The sequence below is a fragment of the Thermogemmatispora sp. genome (assembly GCF_019683635.1).
Taxonomy (GTDB): domain Bacteria; phylum Chloroflexota; class Ktedonobacteria; order Ktedonobacterales; family Ktedonobacteraceae; genus Thermogemmatispora.
Window position 1 is genome coordinate 1 of sequence record NZ_JADGIA010000036.1, and the last position, 18,076, is coordinate 18,076.

The 18,076-nt window shown below is 59.3% G+C and carries 15 protein-coding genes; 4 read left to right on the top strand and 11 right to left on the bottom strand.

What is annotated here, in order from left to right; genetic code table 11:
• The 4 genes from IRZ31_RS06245 to IRZ31_RS06260 all read right to left on the bottom strand — a co-directional run.
• The coding region (locus IRZ31_RS06245) for a glycosyltransferase family 4 protein (protein WP_297151106.1) at positions 1–1,304 on the bottom strand (1,304 nt) is incomplete at its 3' end.
• A 71-nt stretch (positions 1,305–1,375) separates the two neighbouring features.
• Positions 1,376–2,839: a nucleotide sugar dehydrogenase gene (locus tag IRZ31_RS06250; RefSeq protein ID WP_297151109.1), complete on the bottom strand. Its 1,464-nt coding sequence runs from the start codon at positions 2,837–2,839 to the stop codon at positions 1,376–1,378.
• Between the two features lie 33 nt (positions 2,840–2,872).
• Positions 2,873–4,054 (bottom strand): Gfo/Idh/MocA family oxidoreductase, encoded by a 1,182-nt coding sequence (locus IRZ31_RS06255; protein WP_297151113.1) that lies wholly within the window; start codon positions 4,052–4,054, stop codon positions 2,873–2,875.
• Positions 4,045–5,172 carry a DegT/DnrJ/EryC1/StrS family aminotransferase gene (locus IRZ31_RS06260; protein ID WP_297151118.1) on the bottom strand — a complete coding sequence of 376 codons (1,128 nt, stop codon included), beginning with the start codon at positions 5,170–5,172 and terminating at the stop codon, positions 4,045–4,047. The genes IRZ31_RS06255 and IRZ31_RS06260 overlap by 10 nt, the downstream gene beginning before the upstream one ends.
• An 81-nt stretch (positions 5,173–5,253) precedes the next feature.
• Here IRZ31_RS06260 and IRZ31_RS06265 point away from each other — a divergent pair, with 81 nt between their 5' ends.
• Together IRZ31_RS06265 and IRZ31_RS06270 are read left to right on the top strand one after the other, a co-directional pair.
• Positions 5,254–5,643: a hypothetical protein gene (locus IRZ31_RS06265; protein ID WP_297151121.1), complete on the top strand. Its 390-nt coding sequence runs from the start codon at positions 5,254–5,256 to the stop codon at positions 5,641–5,643.
• A gap of 383 nt (positions 5,644–6,026) precedes the next feature.
• Positions 6,027–6,515: a hypothetical protein gene (locus IRZ31_RS06270; protein ID WP_297151124.1), complete on the top strand. Its 489-nt coding sequence runs from the start codon at positions 6,027–6,029 to the stop codon at positions 6,513–6,515.
• Between the two features lie 312 nt (positions 6,516–6,827).
• On the opposite strand, the gene IRZ31_RS06275 is transcribed toward IRZ31_RS06270, so the two are convergent.
• The 7 genes from IRZ31_RS06275 to IRZ31_RS06305 all read right to left on the bottom strand — a co-directional run bounded on the left by IRZ31_RS06275 (position 6,828) and on the right by IRZ31_RS06305 (position 15,219).
• Positions 6,828–8,087, bottom strand: a complete 1,260-nt coding sequence (locus tag IRZ31_RS06275; protein ID WP_297151127.1) for a lactate racemase domain-containing protein — start codon at positions 8,085–8,087, stop codon at positions 6,828–6,830.
• 284 nt (positions 8,088–8,371) lie between these two features.
• The gene (locus tag IRZ31_RS06280) at positions 8,372–9,376 is read right to left on the bottom strand and encodes a GAF domain-containing protein (protein WP_297151130.1); all 1,005 of its coding nucleotides are present in this window, start codon (positions 9,374–9,376) and stop codon (positions 8,372–8,374) included.
• Positions 9,377–9,555: 179 nt separating this feature from the next.
• The gene (locus tag IRZ31_RS06285; RefSeq protein WP_297151133.1) at positions 9,556–10,395 is read right to left on the bottom strand and encodes an SDR family oxidoreductase; all 840 of its coding nucleotides are present in this window, start codon (positions 10,393–10,395) and stop codon (positions 9,556–9,558) included.
• A gap of 51 nt (positions 10,396–10,446) precedes the next feature.
• Positions 10,447–11,136 carry a ThiF family adenylyltransferase gene (locus tag IRZ31_RS06290; protein WP_297151137.1) on the bottom strand — a complete coding sequence of 230 codons (690 nt, stop codon included), beginning with the start codon at positions 11,134–11,136 and terminating at the stop codon, positions 10,447–10,449.
• Positions 11,133–12,230, bottom strand: a complete 1,098-nt coding sequence (locus tag IRZ31_RS06295; protein ID WP_297151140.1) for a hypothetical protein — start codon at positions 12,228–12,230, stop codon at positions 11,133–11,135. The genes IRZ31_RS06290 and IRZ31_RS06295 overlap by 4 nt, the downstream gene beginning before the upstream one ends.
• A 339-nt stretch (positions 12,231–12,569) precedes the next feature.
• Positions 12,570–14,063, bottom strand: a complete 1,494-nt coding sequence (locus tag IRZ31_RS06300; protein ID WP_297151143.1) for a hypothetical protein — start codon at positions 14,061–14,063, stop codon at positions 12,570–12,572.
• A 934-nt stretch (positions 14,064–14,997) separates the two neighbouring features.
• Positions 14,998–15,219 (bottom strand): hypothetical protein, encoded by a 222-nt coding sequence (locus IRZ31_RS06305; protein ID WP_297151145.1) that lies wholly within the window; start codon positions 15,217–15,219, stop codon positions 14,998–15,000.
• A 436-nt stretch (positions 15,220–15,655) separates the two neighbouring features.
• Between IRZ31_RS06305 and IRZ31_RS06310 the strand changes: the two genes are divergently transcribed.
• On the top strand, positions 15,656–16,966 hold the full coding sequence (locus tag IRZ31_RS06310) for an Nramp family divalent metal transporter (protein ID WP_297151148.1): 1,311 nt from the start codon (positions 15,656–15,658) through the stop codon (positions 16,964–16,966).
• Positions 16,967–16,970: 4 nt separating this feature from the next.
• The gene (locus IRZ31_RS06315; RefSeq protein ID WP_297151151.1) at positions 16,971–18,020 is read left to right on the top strand and encodes a universal stress protein; all 1,050 of its coding nucleotides are present in this window, start codon (positions 16,971–16,973) and stop codon (positions 18,018–18,020) included.
• Positions 18,021–18,076 lie beyond the last annotated feature (56 nt).

Here is an 18,076-nt window from a genome sequence, read left to right on the forward strand (position 1 = left end):
CAAATATATTTATTTGCGTTGTATTTTGGCTGATGTTGCTGTTCTTGCGCTAAAGAAGACAGTGTTGGAGTGAAGGAAGAGGATGGCAAGAGGGCGGCGATTTGGGCGTCGAGGCGGGCACTCAGTTGGTCATAGTCGAAGCGCTCCTCGGCCAGCGCGCGACCACGGGCGCTGAGGGACTGAGCCAGGGCCGGCTGCTCATAGAGCTGTACAATAGCTTGAGCCAGGGCGGTGGGGTTTTCCGGTTCCACGAAAATAGCGGCGCCGGCCTCTTCGGCCAGCCGACGGGCTTCCCCATCGACGGCTAGCAGAATCGGGCGTCCGCAGGCCAGGGCCTCGTACATTTTGCAGGGCAAGGCCCCCTCAAAGAGAGGGAGTTTGCGCATCATGATCAGGCAGGCATCAGCGGCGGCCAGCAGCAGAGGAACTTGCTCGTGAGGGAACGGGTCCATGAAGATGACATTCTCCAGTCCGCGTCGGCGCGCCTCGGCCAGCAGTTCAGGCTTGGCGCCGCCGTCACCGACCAGACGAATGCGAATTGAGGGATAGGAGCGCAGCTGCTCGGCGGCATCCAGGACGGTGGTCAAGCCATGAGAGATGCCAAGAGTGCCAGCGTAGAGCACAGTAAAGCGCTCCTCCCAGCCCAGGTGTTGCCGTGCCTCGGCCTGTGGACGAGGGAAGAACTTGCTCGTATCAACGCCGTTCGTCAAGAAGAAAATCTTCTCAGCTGCCAGACCGCGGCGCAGCAGCTGATCACGTATCCCCTCGGTAAGAACCCAGACCAGGCTGGCGCGCTCGTAGGAGGACCACTCCAGCCACTCGGCCAGGCGGATCAGCAGACGATTGCGTAGTACGCCAAGCTGCACCGCCGACTCCGGCCAGAGGTCCGAGACTGTGAACACATAGGGGCTGCCTTTCCAGCGGGCCAGCAGACGCCCAGCGATGGCATTAAAGAGGGGATGTGACTCGATAATCAGCAGGTCGGGGCGACCGACTGCGCGCGCTCCCAGGATGGGCGCCAGACAGCCAAAGGAGAGATGGGCCAGGATACGGCGCAGGAAGCCGCGATTGGGACTTGTGTAGCTCCAAACGCGTACCACGCGCACACCGGCTCGTATCTCCTCCTGGAGGAGGCGCCCACGGTACTCTGGCGGAACCACGCCGGTCGGATAATTCGGCACGGTCGTAAGGACTGTGACCTGATGACCTCGCTGCACAAGATGCTCAGCATACTGGCTGATTCGTGAAGCTGCTGCCCCTTTCTCTGGGGGATAATACAGGGTCAAGAAAAGAATATATGCCATAGATCTTTTTATTCCTCATCTTCAACGCTGCGAGAACGAGAGCTGTACGCATAAATCGACGTCGACAGTCTCTAAAGAGCACTTTCTGGACGATGGCCCGTAGTCGCCGCTGTTTCCTGACTAGAGACTGTGACCTCCCACGGTCGGGAAACCGCCCGCGGTCTCTGGCTAGTTCTGCCTGGGCCACCGTCACCGATAGCGAGGTAGCGTATGCCAAGCGCCTCAATGGCGGAGCGTTGCAGGGCCTGGCGACCATCAAGCACCACCTGGCAGTGGCTAAAGGGACGAAAATCAAAAGAGCGATAAGCGGTATGAGCTGCTTGCACAATAATCGCCCTCACCTCAGCGGCCTCTGAGGGAGAGAAGGGAATATAACCAGCGGCACGGATTTCTCCGGAGCTGAAAAGCGGATCGTCAGCGAGTACGCGCGCTCCCCGCTTCTCCAGGGCTGTGCGCAACAAAGCTGCGCTGCTAAAAGCCAGCTCGCGTACATCGCCGCGGTAAGCAATGCCCAGAATCAAAACCGTTTGTCCACGTAAGGAACCAATGGCCATCTCAAGGCGCCGGACGGCATAGCTGGCCATGCTATCATTGATGGCGCGAGCCTGGCGAGGAAGCTGGAGCAGAGGAGCGAAGCCATCGACCTGCTCGGTGACTGCTTCAGCGCCAGCCAGCAAAAAGTAGGGGTAGACGGGGATACAGTGGCCGCCGACTCCAACGCTTGGCGTATGGATATGAGAATAGGGCTGGCTGTTGGCGGCGGCGATGGCTGCTTGCACATCCAGGCCGTGAGCATCGGCGAAGCGAGCGAACTCGTTGGCCAGAGCAATATTCACATCGCGATAGGTGGTCTCGATCAGCTTCACAAACTCAGCATCGTCAGTCGAGGGCATCACAATAATCTCGGAAGTATCGAGCACCGAGCGATAGAAGGCCACAGCCACCTCCGTGCTAGAGGGATTGATCCCTCCCACAACCTTGGGGTAGAGGCGCAGATCGCGGAAGATGGTGCCAGAGGAGACCCGCTCGGGACTATAGGCCAGCCAGAAATCGGAGCCGGCCTGCAGGCCAGACTCGCTCTCCAGCAGTGGGCCCAGGTGGCGGGCGGTCGTTCCCACAGGCAAGGTTGTCTCATAGAGCACCAGCGTCTCGGGCTGTAGCCCTCTGCCAATAGCGCGGGTAGCGGCCTCCAGGGCTGTGAGATTGGCGCGATGAGCCTCATCGATAAGGACTGGCACAATCACCACGACGGCGCGCGCCTGGCGTACAGCCGCTGTCGTGTCGCTTGTGGCGCGCAAGCGCCCCTCCTGGACTAGCTGTGCCACAGCCTCCTCCAGGCCAGGCTCCTCATGAATGTGGGAGCGACCAGAGTTGACCTGCTCAACCACGTGAGGATTCACATCGCAGCCGATGACATACCAGCCGTGGCGAGCATACTGCACGGCCAGTGGCAAGCCGATCTTTCCCAGACCGACGACGACCGCCGTGGCCGGTGGCAGGGCGGTTATCGACTCGTTTGAAAATCTCTTCTCCATGCTCTTCTCTGCGCTGCAGTCTCTCATCCTCGTCTAGCCACCTCCCAGAGTACTGGGATGCTCCTCATGCCTCTGCGGCAAGGTGAGAGGAGAGGGGCTGGCAATGCGGCGAGGGAGAACCTGGTCATTCGGCCCTCTCTGCTGAGAAAGAGCCGTGCTAGACCCTGCTGTCGGGCTGCGGTCGGCCTCTTCCAGCAAGGTATGCAGCTCCTGAGCCTGAGAAAGCAGGCCATTGTTGGCTAGTGCCGAAGCCAGCAGCTGCTGAACCACCTTCAGCACAGCCAGGCCATCCTCTCCCGAGACAGAAGGGCTACTATCGCTTACAATCGACCGAATCACATCCTCATACTCGCGACGCAGCGGTTCCGCCTTCTGTACCTTCAGGCGGGTCATAGTTCCCTCGCTCACGCCTGTCAGGGAACGCAGTGCATCCCAGGAAGTAGGGGAATAGTCGTTCTCGTAGAAAAAGACATCTTGAGTCAAATAGTTCAGCAGGAACATCCCCTTCTCGCCGGTGATGGTCAGCTCGCGCACCTTGGTAGGCGTCAACCAGTTGACATCCAGTACTCCCAGAGCATCATTGCTGAAGCGCAGTAGCCCCAGCAGCAGATCCTCGCAGGTGCGATGAATATGTTGCTGGATTTGAGCCGACACCTGGCTAATCTCAGCGTCCACCAGGTAGCGCATCGTGTCGATCTCATGCGAGGCCAGGTCGAGGGTTACGCCGACGTCGCGGATGCGCGGCGGGAAAGGTCCGATACGTCGCGCATGGAGATGGAAGATGCGTCCGAGAGCGCCGGCGCTCAAGCGGCGCTTCACCTCTGTCACCGCCGGATTAAAGCGCTCGATGTGACCCACTGCCAGGCGGACATCGCGCTGACGGGCCAGCTCGATTAATGCTTCGGCCTCCTCGACCGTACTGGTCAGAGGCTTCTCCACCAGGACATTGAGGCCGAGATCCAGCGCGAAAGCGGCCACCTCACAGTGGAGATGAGTCGGGACGACCACCGCGACCAGCTCGGGGCGTTGCTCATCCAGCATCTGGCGATAGTCGCTATAGCCGGCGATGTGGAAGCGCTGGACCGCGCGCTGAAGAGCGCTGGGATTGGCTTCGGCGACAGCTACGAGCTGAACCGAGTCCTCCAGCTCCTTCAGGACGCGCAGGTGATTCCAGCCCATTGAGCCGGCACCGACCACTGCTACCCTCAGCTGCATAGAGCAATCACCTCCCGGGCGATGGTCTCCAGATCATCCTGAGTCAGGGCGGGATGCACTGGCAGCGAGAGCACCTCGCGCGCCGCCCGTTCCGTCTCCGGCAGCTGAGCCAGAGGGCTATCACCGCGCACGCGCTGCCCCTGCTCAGGATTCACCACATAAAAGCGGCTCGCCTGGCTGCGGTAGAAAGGTTGCTGGTGAATAGGAACGGGGTAGTGGACGGCGGTTGCAATGCCGCGCCGGTGCAGCTCGGCGGCGATCTCATCGCGGTGTGCAGGGATGCGGATGGTGTACTGATGATAGGTGTGACGGCAGCCCGGGCGAGTAATCGGTGTTTGCACGACGCCGGCCAGACGCTGGTTCAGGTAGGTGGCGTTAGCGATACGTCGTCGCGTGAACTCCTCCAGTTTCGCCAGCTGGACCAGGCCCAGAGCGCCCTGCAGGTCCGTCATGCGCAGGTTATAGCCCAGGCCAATCTGGTGATAGCGACTGGCCTGCCCGTGGTTGCGCAGGAGACGCAGCCGCGCGGCCACCTCGGGGTCGTCGCTGGTAATCATCCCGCCTTCCCCGGTGGTCATGTTCTTCGTCGCGTAGAACGAGAAGCAGCCTGTGCCGAAGCTGCCCACCGGCTTACCGGAGAAGCTACTGGCGTGGGCCTGGCAGGCATCTTCGAGCAGGATCAATTTGTGGGCCTCGACCAGCGGCAGCAAGCGACCAAGGTCGCAGGGATGGCCATAGAGATGGACAGGAAGAATGGCGCGCGTACGCTCACTGAGGGCCAGCTCCACCTGTGTGGGGTCGAGAGTATAGGTTTCCGGCTCGATGTCGACGAAAACCGGTGTGGCGCCCACCAACAAGATCACATTCGCGGTGGCTGCAAAGCTGAAGGCCGTGGTGATCACTTCGTCTCCCGGGCCGATGTCATGAGCCAGGAGGGCGAGATGAAGAGCCGCTGTGCCCGAGGAAACGGCAATCGCGGCACCAACCTGACAGAGTTCGGCAAAACGCTGCTCAAACGCAGCAACGTATTTGCCCTGAGCAAGCAAACCCGAGGCCAATACCTCGCGAATAGCAGCCTCCTCCTCAGTACCCAACAGGGGGCGAGCAATTGGAATCATCACTTTCTCACTTCTCACTGCACCATCGATCGAATCTGGTCAAATCGCCTGCGTATGACCAAGCGGAGCAGTGCTAGAGCCGTGGGTCACTCACTGGTCAGCGGCAAGATACGCGAGGTGGCCTCTCTGCTAGGCAATCGGGATGCTTCTCAAAGCCTGTATGCTGGCCAGATGATGATTTTTAGACATCAGCCAAAGGGATTGGTCTCGCTCGACGCTCCTGCGCCACTCAGCAACGCTCTTTCTTTGCAAATTGTTAGGAAAGTATTGAAAAAACAGTCCCTTCAACGCTACCGAGAAGCGCTCTATCCTGGCGCTGCCACACTGCCGAAGACCAGTATAGCTGACCTGGTTGCAATTGTCGTCCCGTTGATGGCTATTTTGTCGGGAACTGATAACCGTTTTTCCGGGCAATATTTGCCGCTGATTCAGGTTAACAATTGCACACCGCTCAGCGGCTGCTGGAGGTAGCCGGGAAGGCGTCAATTGGCTTCCTGGGCTGATAGGGCCTGGTGGCCACTCGTAGGACCTCCCCCGGCAATTCTGGCTACTCGCCTATGGCCCGTCGAATGCCTATGCTATATATCCCTTCAGCGAAGGCTGTGATTGGCATGTGTCGATTCGTTTATGGACACTTCAATCGCTGCCGGCTGTGAGACCGGGCGCTCGTCGCGGCAGAACGGGCAGCCTGGCTCCTCATCGGGATGGACAGACGTACAGACGGGCAGGCTCTGCTGCACAGAGGCTTGTCTGTCCTTAGAGGAGGGTACGGGCCTAACATCTTGCTGGGCTTGTCAGCTCTTCTCTAGCTCGTATGGCTTGAGTTGTCACTTAGGCATGAAGGAAAAAACGCTATGTCAGAGCAGACATTAACTCATTTTAGAAAACGTCGGAAAGGGACAGAGACGCGCATTCTCCATTTTGCTTTTCAGGATCTCTTGCCGCCTGGGCAGACGCTGGCCTTGAGTTTAGGCACGAGAACACTGTCTTTACTCTGTGATGGAAAAATGGTACTTGATCAGCAATTCAGTATCAATGAGTTGCGTGTGCTTGAACCTATTTTACAGTCTTTCCCTCATTATTGTCCCTACGAGGTTCTGCTAGCCAGTTTGTCGTCGACCCCGGTGACTGCCAGCTCGATTGCTCGCTGCCGTCAGCGTCTGTTAGAGGCTCAAGGCAGCCAGCGCTGGCAGCAGGAGTTGCGTCCGCTCCGCCGTGCCCTCTCGTCGGTGCGCAGCAAGCTGCATCATTTTGGTTTGGAGATCTCGAATGTGCGCGAGCGTGGGTGCAGTCTAACATGCCTGACCTATGCTGGGGATATGGCCCAGCGTGAGGTGGTCTAAACTGGCAGAGGGCTGTGGCGAATCAGACGAGTGGTTGCCCTCTGGGCTGCGGCTTGTGAGGCTGTGGAAGTTATGAGCGCTGAGGGCCAGCCGAATGGCCGGCTGGTCTGACTGCCGGAGTGAGCAAGCGAGTAGAGAGAGGCGGGATCAGCACTGCGGAGCCCCTCCTCTCTGCTGATCCAGACCTCTCTCGCACTCTCCTGGCCCCTGCCTGGGGTCACCCGGCCTGTGCTCTGGTTGGTAACTTGCCCTCTGGACGTTTTGTGCTACCTCTGCCTTCTGGCCTTCGGTGGCCGAAGGCCCCTGAGAAAATCAGGGGTGCTGGAGACGGTGGAGCACTTCGCCTGCATGTTCGACCACCAGAATGCCCTCGCCCTCTCGTCCTTTCCAGGCTTCGGGATCGATGGTCTGCGGATCGCGATAGCCCAGATTGACACGCTGGCAGCGTTCAGCATCAATGCCGGTCGCAAGCGTGACCTGGATGCGTGGCAGTTCGCGCCCTGTTGTAACATCGTAGCTGCCGGCCCCTTTGACATGGGTGCTATGCGCTTTAATGGTGCCGGGAATCGTGCGAAAGCGTTCAGGTTGCTTGAGGAAGTAGTCGCGCACGTGATAGCCGACGTGCTCGATCAGGGGGCCGTGGGTATAGGAGAATTCAGTGATCTTGGGGGCATAGATGATGACCTCGCCGCCGTCAGCTACGATTGGCTCTGTCTTGTACATGGCTTTGGCACCGGTCCAGAGGTCGGGGTAGAGTGGTGCAGCCACGGCTAGGACCAGTTGGTAGGGATGAGGGTGGGTAACGATGTTGAGGCGGGCGGAGAGGTCTGCCGCGGCCTCGAATGCCTGCTGGTAGTCGCCGATGTAGAGTCCGTGCAGATTTTGTCCTTGCATTACAAGAGCAAGGACGAGCAGCGGCCTGGGTACGAGTTCGGCGGCGCGGTGCAGCAGGCGACGTACTGGTGTGTCTTTCACGCCGATCGTGTGTAAGCTGGTGACCAGGGCCCCCAGCCAGTGGGTGGTATTGATAATTTCTGGCCCAGCGATCCCAGGGAAAAGGTACTTGGCTCCGCCTGAGAAACCGGCAACCTCGTGCGGAAAGACTGGGCCGCAGATGATCAGCTGATCATAGTCAAGGATGCGGCGGTTCAGAGAGACGACAATCTCGTCTCTGAGCAGTCCCTCAGTCAGCTGACCAACTTCCTCGGCGCTCAGGGTGCCGAGAGCGTGCAGCATCTCGGGTCGATCCCACTGGTGATTGAAGATGCGCAGACCGGGATAGGACTGCGCACGCTCCTCCGCTGAGAGGCCCACCAGAGCCGTAATAGCGGCCTCGCTGAGAGGGGGATGGGTGCCGAGAGCGATGAGATAGTCTAGCTGGGCGACTCGACTGTATAGTTGCTCATTCAGGAGGCGGAAGAAGAGAGGGATAGGAGCGCTGCGTGTTCCATCGGGAATGATGATCAGGACGCGCTTGCCTGCCAGGGCCAGCGGTTCGAGAGCGCGCTCAAGCAGGTCGCTCACCTGGCTGGAACTGAGTGTCTCGCTGCTATTTCCCTTGCCAAGCAGCATCGAAAGTTTCTCTCCTTTGGTCGTCTTGCCTGTGTGCTTGCTTTGTCCCCTGTACTCGCTGGTCGCCGCGGAATGCTGAGAGAGCGGCACCAGCGAGGATCGGCGTAGTACGGGCTGAATGCAGGGTGATGCAAACTGACTTTCTTGCTTGCCCCTTGTCTGTGATTGTATCACCTGCGTAGCGGGCCAGGGTCTTCTCATGGATTGGCTGGCTCTGGCGCGTTGGACTGGCTACTTGGCTGCCCGTCTGCTTGCTCTTCTGCTTGCCGCGCTGGCCAAGGACTCTAGTGAATAGTGAGTCCTTGCCAGCGCTGACCAAGCAGCAAGAGTTCCTCTTCAATCTCATGGAGCACGCGTAGCTCAGCCTGCTTGTACGAGAGGGGAGTACCGTGCAGAGCGGCCTGGCGTAGCTGCTCTAGCACGCGGCCAACGGAGCTGATAGTATAGGGACGCTGCTCGGCTGCGGAGGGCATGGTGCCCAGCGCGATCTGGCTGCTGTCAAAGAACTCTTCCGGCTCACAGCTCAAGGCCAGAAGATAGGCGTAGTCGCGGGCCAGGTCAAGCTGGGCCTGATGGAAATAGTTGCGCTGGGTGCTGGCAATGGAAAGACAGCCAGCGATCTTCCCCCCTTGCAAAAGGGGATAGGCGAGCATGCTTTCTGTGAAAGGCTCGCTATGGGTAGGGAAATAGTAGATGAGGTCCTCCCGACTTGGAATGATGGCGTAGTGGCCAGAGGCTACGCAGTGACCGGCCAGCGATTCGGCCCCCAGCAGAAGTAGCTCCTGTTCCGGCAGCGAACGCCAGGGTGGGGTGCCACGTCCCTGGACGATGCGCAGGCTGCGAACTTGTTGGGTGGTCAGACTGGGGGGCACGCACTGGATAAGGGTAACTTTCAGCCCAAGCTCGTGAGGATCAAACTGACTGATCATCTGCTGCAAAATAAGGTTGCGCATGGTCACGGAGCGGAGCGCCGGTGCGCATTCCAGGCAGGTAGTGAGGATACGGCGGTAAAAGGTCGACGGGATCTGCTGGTCTTCGCTGTTGCTGATTGCTGGCCTGCCCAGCAACTCAGGATGAGCCTGTCGCAGGTGCTCTGCCAGCAGTGGATGAGAGCGAAACACGGCCTGATAGAGCTGCCGCAGATGCTCCGCGCGCGGACTGCTTTGCCCTTTGGCCCAGCGCGTGATGGTGACGCTGTTGACACCAACAGCCTGCGCCAGGCGCCGAAGCTCATTCGCATTGCTGATGGCCTGCTCCAGCAGTCTCCGCCAGGTCTCCAGCTTTGTCATAATCGCCTCTACCTAGGGATTATTGAGTGCTGCCTCGCTGGTCCTGATCTGCCTATGACTGTCTCATTTTAACCCAATCCTGTGTAAATATCAACGCGAATCGACCCTTTCTGCGACAGTGAAATAAACGCTTGCTTCGCTATGTATTATCAATCAACGATCATCGATAGATGCTGACTTCAGACACCGGCGTAGGCGGAGAAACCGCCATCAACTGGAACCACGATACCTGTAACGAAGGCCGAGGCAGGACTCAGCAGCCAGAGCAAAGTACCGAAGAGATCCTCTGGCTGGCCAAGACGTCGCATAGGGGTATGGTCGAGAATACGGCGCCCACGTTCGGTCAGGTTGCCTGTCGAGGGATCGATGAGGAGCCTGTGGTTCTGCTCGGTTAAGAAAAAGCCGGGGGCTATGGCATTGACGCGGATGGCTGGGCTATACTCCTGAGCCATGTAAACAGCCAGCCAGTGTGTCAGATTCACAACGCCCGCCTTGGCCGCCCCGTAAGCAGGAACGCGTGTGAGTGGACGCAGCGCGGCCATAGAAGCGATATTGACAATGCTTCCCCTTCCCTCGGCAACCATGCCGCGCCCGAAGACCTGGCAACAGTAGAAGGTGCCAAGGAGGTTGAGTGTCAGCACCTCATGCAGGGCCTCGGGCGTCAGATCGAAGAAGGGCAGCTGTGAGGTCGTAGAGGCGGCCTCGCGGTTCCCGCCAGCGGCATTGATTAAGATGGTCGCGCGCCCAAAGGTTGCCTCGATTTCCCTGGCGGCTCGTTCAATGGCCTGGCGGTCTCCTACATCGCAAGAGAGAGCCAGCACTTCCCCACCCTCGTCGCGAATCGTGCGTACAATTTCGCTCGTGGGGCTGGCGCTGCGGCTCAACAGGGCGACGCGGACTCCACACCTGGCCAGAAAACGGGCCATGCTTCCTCCAAGCACGCCGGTGCCGCCAGTGATCACGGCGGTCTGGTTGCTAATGGTGAATAGCTCCTGCTCATAAGCAGTACGCTCGCTCATTGTGATGATATCACCCCTTCCTCTTTTGATATTCAAACATGAAGAATAATATTATATATTTTCTTTCTCTTCTGCTGTAGGCGTAGTAGGTTGGTAGACGATACGCAGATCGTTCCAGGTGACCTCGAAGGTATTGGTGATCCCCTGGCGAAAAAAGTCAGCGATGGCTCGCGCGGCCAGGGCAGCCAGCAGGACTGCGAACGGACGGGTCAGCGGGTAATCGCAGGGATCGCCGGTGCTGGCTCGCGGAGGCTGATAATCCGGCTCCCATTCGCCGCTCCCATAGAGACCATCGGCGCTGAAGCCCACATGAAGGCACGGCAGAGCCAACGCGCGGCTGGCGGTGCTCACCGCGGCGCGGGCGGCCTCATTATCGAAAGCATCAACGATGAGATCGCTTCCCTGCAGCAGCTGGGCTGCGTTCTGCCCCGTGAGCGTCGCTGTCACTGGTTCAATGCGGGCCTGGATAGCACGATAAAGCGTGGCGGCTAGAGCGCGCGCCTTGGGGGCTCCGATCTCTCCGCGCAGGTAAGGTTGCGTTGACAGATTGCGCATCTCGACACGATCATGGTCGATCAAGCGCAAGCGTCCGAAGCCCATGCGAGCCAGCGTCTCGCAGAGATTGGCGCCGAGTGCTCCCGCGCCGCAAATCGTGATCTGTCGCCCGGCGACCGCGGTCAGGGAGGCATAGCGCTCCTCATGGAAAAACGGATGATTCGGGTTGAGGCTGGCGGAACTCACGGCTCCATCTCCTCCTCGCTCCAGGGTGACTCTCGCATCACGCTGACAATGCTCGTCAGATCAAAATCCCGGTCGCGTCCCCTCAAGCAGATGCCGCTGGAGACGACCGTCAGCTCAGGATCGATTACAGAGCGATAGCGGTAGGGCCGTCCCTCTTCGCTCCACTCAACGAGAATTTCCATAGCTGACCCGGAAGAGGCAGGAAGCAAGGTATAGCTATGGAGCACAGCCCCGGCCTTGGCCAGTGCATGGCGCAGACGCTCGCCGAGCTGACGACGCTCGATCTCCTGTCGCAACCACTGCAGTTGCTCGCGGTGGCTATGGGCCTGCGCCAGCTCCTTCGGGAGATGCCGCCCCATCGCGGTGGCTGTGCCTTCCCCTGTTCTCCGCCCGAAGTCTGGGATCTGAGCACTGGAGGGACTTGTGCCTGGCAGCTCCTGACGGAGGGCCTCCTCTTCCAGGCGGTGAAGATCCCAGAGCAGCAGCGCTCGGCGCTCTGAAGCTGTCAGACCGGCGGGAAAGCTCTCATCTCGCTCTTCAGGGGCCGAGGCGGTTTCGCGCAGCCAGGCGGCGTGCGTGGGGTCGGCCCGCGGATCGGTGCAGTCGAACCACAGGGTGTGACCATCAACGCGGGCAATAATGCGCTCAAAAGCCTCTGCCCCGTTGAAAGGGTCACAGAGCAGGACCGGTAACGGCTCATCTGGCAAACCAAAGCGCTGATGGGCGTCGCTGGGATTAAAAGGCAGAGCCAGCCACAGCCCGGTCTCCCTGGCCCGCGGCCCTGAGACGGGCCAGAGCAAAATCATGCGCAGCGCTGGCAACAGTTCTAGATAGGCGCCTCGCTGCCAGGGAAGGGCTTCGCCAAGCAGCTCGGCCTCCTGCTCATTGCAGGGGCGAAAGCGTCCCCACCCGACAAAGGACTTGCGCACCTTGAACTCATAGACCAGTCCTTCAATGCGGGTGCGGATGCGCCCGCTGGGGAGCAGCGGAGCAATGATCTCCTGTTGACGCAACCGCTCAGCAGCCCCGCTGAGGCGGCTGACCAGGCGTAGGAGTTCCTCATTCGATGAGGGCTGTAGTGGTTGGGCAGGCATAGCAGAGCCTCTTTCTCGCTCGCAAGCGGTGGGGAGAGAACACAAGAGCCGCTGGCCGAATCGATAAGCGAAGACCGGGCCAGGCCAGCCAACGGTACTCGGTTCAGGCTCCCTGGGAGCATCTTAACGCAAGCAGTCAACGGGATGGCGGTCCAACCCTGGGCTGCAGCCTGGATTGACCGCTTGGCTGATTTGACAGAGCGCCAGATGGCTGCGACCATGACCAACCGACCCGCAGCAAGCAAGATCACGCTCCTGGGTAGACGCCTGAGTGGGAAACAAGGATGCCACAGGAGCGTGACCGCAACGAGTGCAGGGTCTGCAAGCCTCCGCGGCTACTCACGCCTGAGTAACCACCTGCGTTGAGGAGGCAGGTGGCCGCTGTGGCAGCGGATAGGCCATAATCTGGTCGACCAGCTCGGCGCGGGTTGGCTGAGCCAGCAGCGGGAGCAGATTTGGCAGGCTATAGTAGTCCCCGCGGAAATGGTAGCTGGTCACCTCGATACCGCTTGCTATCAATTGCCTCTGAAAGTGCCCGCTGTTAGCTCCTTGAACGACTACCAGCGTCACTGACGGACCGATGCCGAGCGCCTGGCGATACTCCTGCCAGGCCAGATGGAAGAGAGGAGGGGTATTCTCGCCGCAGTCGGTGACCACCATAATCTGCTCCACATAGATCCGCTCGCGGGCCATCTTTGCCAGCGGCGCGCCGATACTAGTGCCACCATCGGCTTGCACAAACTTAAAAGCCCGCTCCCAATCGCTCAGCGTGGGGCGCTGCCGCTGCTTGTTTCCGGGTGGCTCGATCGTGAAGGCCGCCGTATCGAAGGCATAGACATAGAAAGGAGCCTCAATTACCGCGCTGATCAGGGCTGCCAACTGCTTGGCCAATTCGATAGCGACGCTCATCGAGCCGCTCTTATCCACAAAGAGCGCAGTTGGTCGCTTGATCACCACCTTGCTCGCCACGCGCTCATCAGCGACGCGCATCAGGCTGCGGGCCGTTGCCTCATCGGGCTGGGCGGCCTCGATCGCCTTCTTCACCTTCATCGTTGAGACGCGCTGATCGCTACTCGCCTGGGCCAGCTTCTGATCGATCAGCGCTTTGACCTCTGGATGATCGAGTGCCCCGCGGCGCTTCAGCGAGGCCAGCGTATTAATGACCTCCTGGGGTGACATCGCCGTGATCAGGGCCACAAGCAGGGCCGGGGTGACAGTGCGCACAGCGCCAATGGCTGTCGTATAAGGGATGCCGCCCTCGATAATCAGGCGAGCCTGCTCCTCAGCGCTCTCCGCCTTGGCCAGGCGCTTCAGCAGTGCCTGGGGACTATCTGCAGGGGGCTGTCCAGCGAAGAGCAGAGCCTGAGCCCGGGGTCCCGGCTTGATACGCAAGCTGGCATACAGATGCTTCATTGCTGAGCGGGCGCGGAGCGCCGCCCCGTCGAGCTGGCGCGGATTCGCCTCGCGTGTCCGCAAGTAGTACTGAATGGCGCTGCGCAGTGAGCGTGGAGTCTTACCGATGACTCGCTTGCTATGGTCGAGCACCCGCGCCACCTCATAGGGAGCCAGTCGCTGCAGCAGCACCCAGGCGGCTCCGCGGAACTCGGGATAGGCGCTGGTAGCCAGATGAGCCACGAAGAGCACCTTATGGTCGCGCACCTCGCCATGCTCGAAGTACCACGGAGCCAGATGGCTGTAGAAGAGCGGGTCACGTGCCAGAGCATCGCGATGCAACGACGCCAGATCTTGCAGCTTCCCATGCGGCGTATTCAAAAATGAGTTCAAGATCTGTACCCGCACATCCTGCTCTGATCCAGGCGAAAACTGAGTCATAGCGTTGTCACCCCCTCGTCAATCTAGCAGAACATGGCAGAGTTGAACGTCCGGGCGGCAGACCAGCATGCCCTGGCGCCGCATCGCGGGACGGCTCTGACCGGCAGCTCAGCCCGGCTCTGATAGAGCTGCCAGGCGGGACAGGCAAGCTGCCTGACAGAAATAAACCTGGTACCCTGGGAATGAGCTATCCCAGGGCACCAGGTGCACAACGCGCGAGTTGAGTGAGCTTTGGGACTCGAACCCATTCCACCGCGTGAGTGCGCGAGTGGAACCCCACAAAAGTATGTACGCTCACTTGATTAGAACGCGTTGTGCTGAAATAGTCCTCGTCCTGGCTAAGTGACCGTGCAGATGAGAAGCGGCAGGCCCACAGCGTCAATGCGCCGAGGCAAGCGTCTGCAAAACACCGCTCCTGTCACAGGATTGGTATGCTGATCCGCAGTGGAAGGGACCCCATCAGTCGGGAACGCGCAAGTCGAGCGAGCCGTTCGCCCACTGAGCTACAGCCCAATCAGGCTGACGGGACTCGAACCCGGAACCAAGTATGTACGCTCGCTCGCTTAGAGCGCGTTCTCGTCTGGAAATAGGACAGTGTACAGGGACTGGAAGCGTGCCATTAGACGTCTGAGGCGCACAAGTCGAAAGAGCTTTGATAACGTGACTAGCCCGGAATGCGGATTGGCGGCTAGTTTGTAAGCTCTTTCCGTTAGAGCGCGTCTCAGGACGATACCATTCAAATAATGACAGCTGCGCTGAGGGGGATTTTACTGAGACGCACAAGTCGAAGGAGCAGTTTTAAACTTCGCCAGTTTGGTCGAAGTGAGCGGCTAGAAACCGCCGTATGTATGCTCCGTCAGTCGGAGTGCGTCTCAGATCTCCATCTCCTGCTTGCGCTTCCCGCCTTGCGTGGCCAGGCAGGAGGCGGAGGACATCAGCCGTAGAGCGCCTCGGGGCGCACAATGATCGCCTGGCTGGTGCGCACCACCACGTATGGGGCCAGAAGCTCACAAGCGACGTCGAGGTACCGCGCTACGGCCTGCTTAATCTCGGCCTCCGATGCCTGCCTGTTCAGGCCAAGCTCCGCCAGCGGCAGCTCTTCACTGCGACCGTTATAGCGCAGGTGCAAGATCGCCGCGCTCACTTCCCGAGCCATAAGCGCTCACCTCCTTTATCGCTCTGCTGGCAAGCGAGGACTAACACTAGACTAATCGCTAACCGCTTGTGAAGTGTCAGTAACCACTTACGGACGTAAGTGTAATCACTTTTGTCGTGTTTGTCAAGAGGTTCTATCTGGGAATTTCGAGTGAACTACTCAAATTCCGGCATAGCCTTTTCTGGCTCTTCTCCCTGGGTTCTTTCTTCCCTTGACAGAGGCCGCCCCGGGACGTATACTTCTCTTTTAAGAGAAGGAAAATTTTATTTTAAAGATCTAAAAAATGGATGAAGGTGAGTTAGATCGGACAGGGCCAGGAAGCATGCTGTGGCAGGAAGGTGTCCCTGACCGGTTAGGGGTGAGATTTGCCATGTCCGTAAGGTGATCAAGGTTATCTTCTCTTCTCATCGAGAGAACGTGACAGGAGCAGATTTTTATGCGGTCCGAGTCATCGAAAATCGCAGTTAACGGAGGGGGAGAGGGAGGGACAGTGAGAGCGGCCAACGAGGTCCTGAGCGGTCAGACCAGGCGTGGTCTGCTGCGTCGGGTTCTGCCTTTTTTGGGGCCGGCCTTCATTGCCAGTGTGGCCTACATTGACCCCGGCAACTTCTCGACCAACATTCAGGGAGGGGCCAGCTTCGGTTATCTGCTGCTCTGGGTCATTGTCGCCAGCAATCTGATGGCCATGCTCATTCAAGCCCTCTCTGCCAAGCTAGGAATTGCCACCGGGCTGAATCTGCCCGAGATGTGTCGCACCTATTTCCCGCGTCCTGTTGTTTGGGGCATGTGGCTCCTCGCCGAGATCGTGGCTATGGCTACCGACCTGGCTGAATTTCTCGGGGCCGCCGTCGGCTTTCAGCTTCTCTTTCACATTCCCCTCCTGCTTGGCGGCCTACTGACCGCTGTTGTCACCTTTCTCATCCTCGGCCTGGAGCGCTACGGCTTTCGTCCCTTGGAGGCCGTCATCAGTGCGCTGGTGGGTGTCATTGCGCTTTGTTACGTCATCGAGACCATACTCGTGCGGCCTGCCTGGGGTACCATTGCCTATCATGCTTTTGTGCCGCAATTCTCCGGTCCTGAGAGCATTCTCCTGGCCTCGGGCATTCTGGGTGCCACTGTCATGCCTCATGTCATCTACTTGCACTCGGCCCTCACCCAGGGGAGGATTGTTGTCCGCGACCCGGTACGCCTGAAGCGCCTCTTCCGCTATGAGCTTCTCGATGTTATTATTGCCATGAGCATTGCAGGCTTTGTCAATGCTGCTATGCTCATTATGGCTGCGGGCACCTTTTTTCAGGCTGGGCTACGCCAGGTTGCCACCCTCGAAGAGGCCTATCGTACGTTGCAGCCCTTGCTAGGGAGCGCCGCCAGTTGGGTCTTTGCCATTTCCCTGCTCATTTCGGGACTGTCGTCCTCGACCGTTGGCACGATGTCGGGCCAGGTCATCATGCAGGGCTTTCTCCATCGCCAGATTCCTGTGTGGCTGCGGCGCCTCGTGACCATGTTGCCGTCTCTGCTCGTAATCCTGATCGGTCTGGAACCGACGCGGACATTGGTAATTAGCCAGGTGGTGCTCAGCTTTGGCATACCCTTTGCTCTTGTGCCGCTGATTCTCTTTACGCAGCGCCGTGATATCATGGGGGTATTAGTCAACAGCCGGCTGACGACGGCCCTGGCCTGGTTAGTTGCCAGTTTGATTATTGCCCTCAATATCTTTCTCTTGTATCAGGTCTTTACAGGAGGCTGATGGAATGTTGCCTGCTCATGAAAAGGGAGAAAGCGATAGTGACCAGCAGCAGCAGCAGGCTATCAAGCAAGGCGCCGGGAAGGGTGTTGCACAAGGCTCTCGGCCTGACCTGGAGCACGAGCGGGGGAGGGTCTTCACGGCTAAGAGTGGCAGGCTAAGGCTCCTTGTCCCTTTAGATGGCTCGCGCTTGGCTGAGGCGGTGCTCCCGAGTGCAGCCGCCCTGGCCCAGCGCTATCAAGGTGAGATCCTGCTCCTACATATTCTAGAGCAACATCCGCCGTCCCAGGTGCACGGTGAGCGTCATCTGCGCGATATTGCCGAAGCGGGGGTCTACCTTGAAGAGGTAGCGGCTCGTCTGCGGGCGGAAGATCTGACGGTCACTGTGCATGTTCACGAGAACCGTGAACAGAGCGTTGCGCGGGGCATTGTGGAGCATGTGCAGGAGCTACAGAGCGATCTGGTGGTTATGTGCACTCATGGTAATGGCGGTGTACGTGATCTGCTCTTCGGCAGCATTGCTCAGCAGGTACTGCAGCGAGGTCCCTGCCCTATCTGGCTAGTCCAGCCGCGCAAGGATGGGAGCGCGCCGCTCTTCAAGCTGAGGCGTATTCTGGTACCTCTGGATGGGACTCCGGAACACGAGCCAGGACTGCCGGCGGCCATCGCTCTGGCGCGCACTTTTGGGGCAGAGCTGCGTCTTATCTTTGTGATCCCAACGCTCACAACGCTGGCGGGGGAGCAGGCGGTCTCAGGCACCATGTTGCCTGCGACTATGCGCGCCGTCCTTGACCTGGCTGAGCAAGGGGCGCGCTCCTATCTCCAGCAGGTCGCCGAGCAATGTCAGAGTCAGGGAGTCAAGGCTCAGGGGGAAGTCTTGCGAGGCGAGACAGTGCTGGAGGTTGTCAAACTGCTTGAACGCCAGGAGCTGGATCTAGTTGTTCTGGCCAGCCACGGTCGGACCGGGCTGGATGCGCTGCTGAGTGGCAGTGTGGCCCCGCGCCTCGTAGGGCGCGTGAGCGTGCCGCTGCTGCTGGTGCGCGCTACAAACCTCTAGTGGCGCTCTCACTCTCATGGCTGACGGCTAGCCAGCGCCCTGATCTGGCCCTTGCT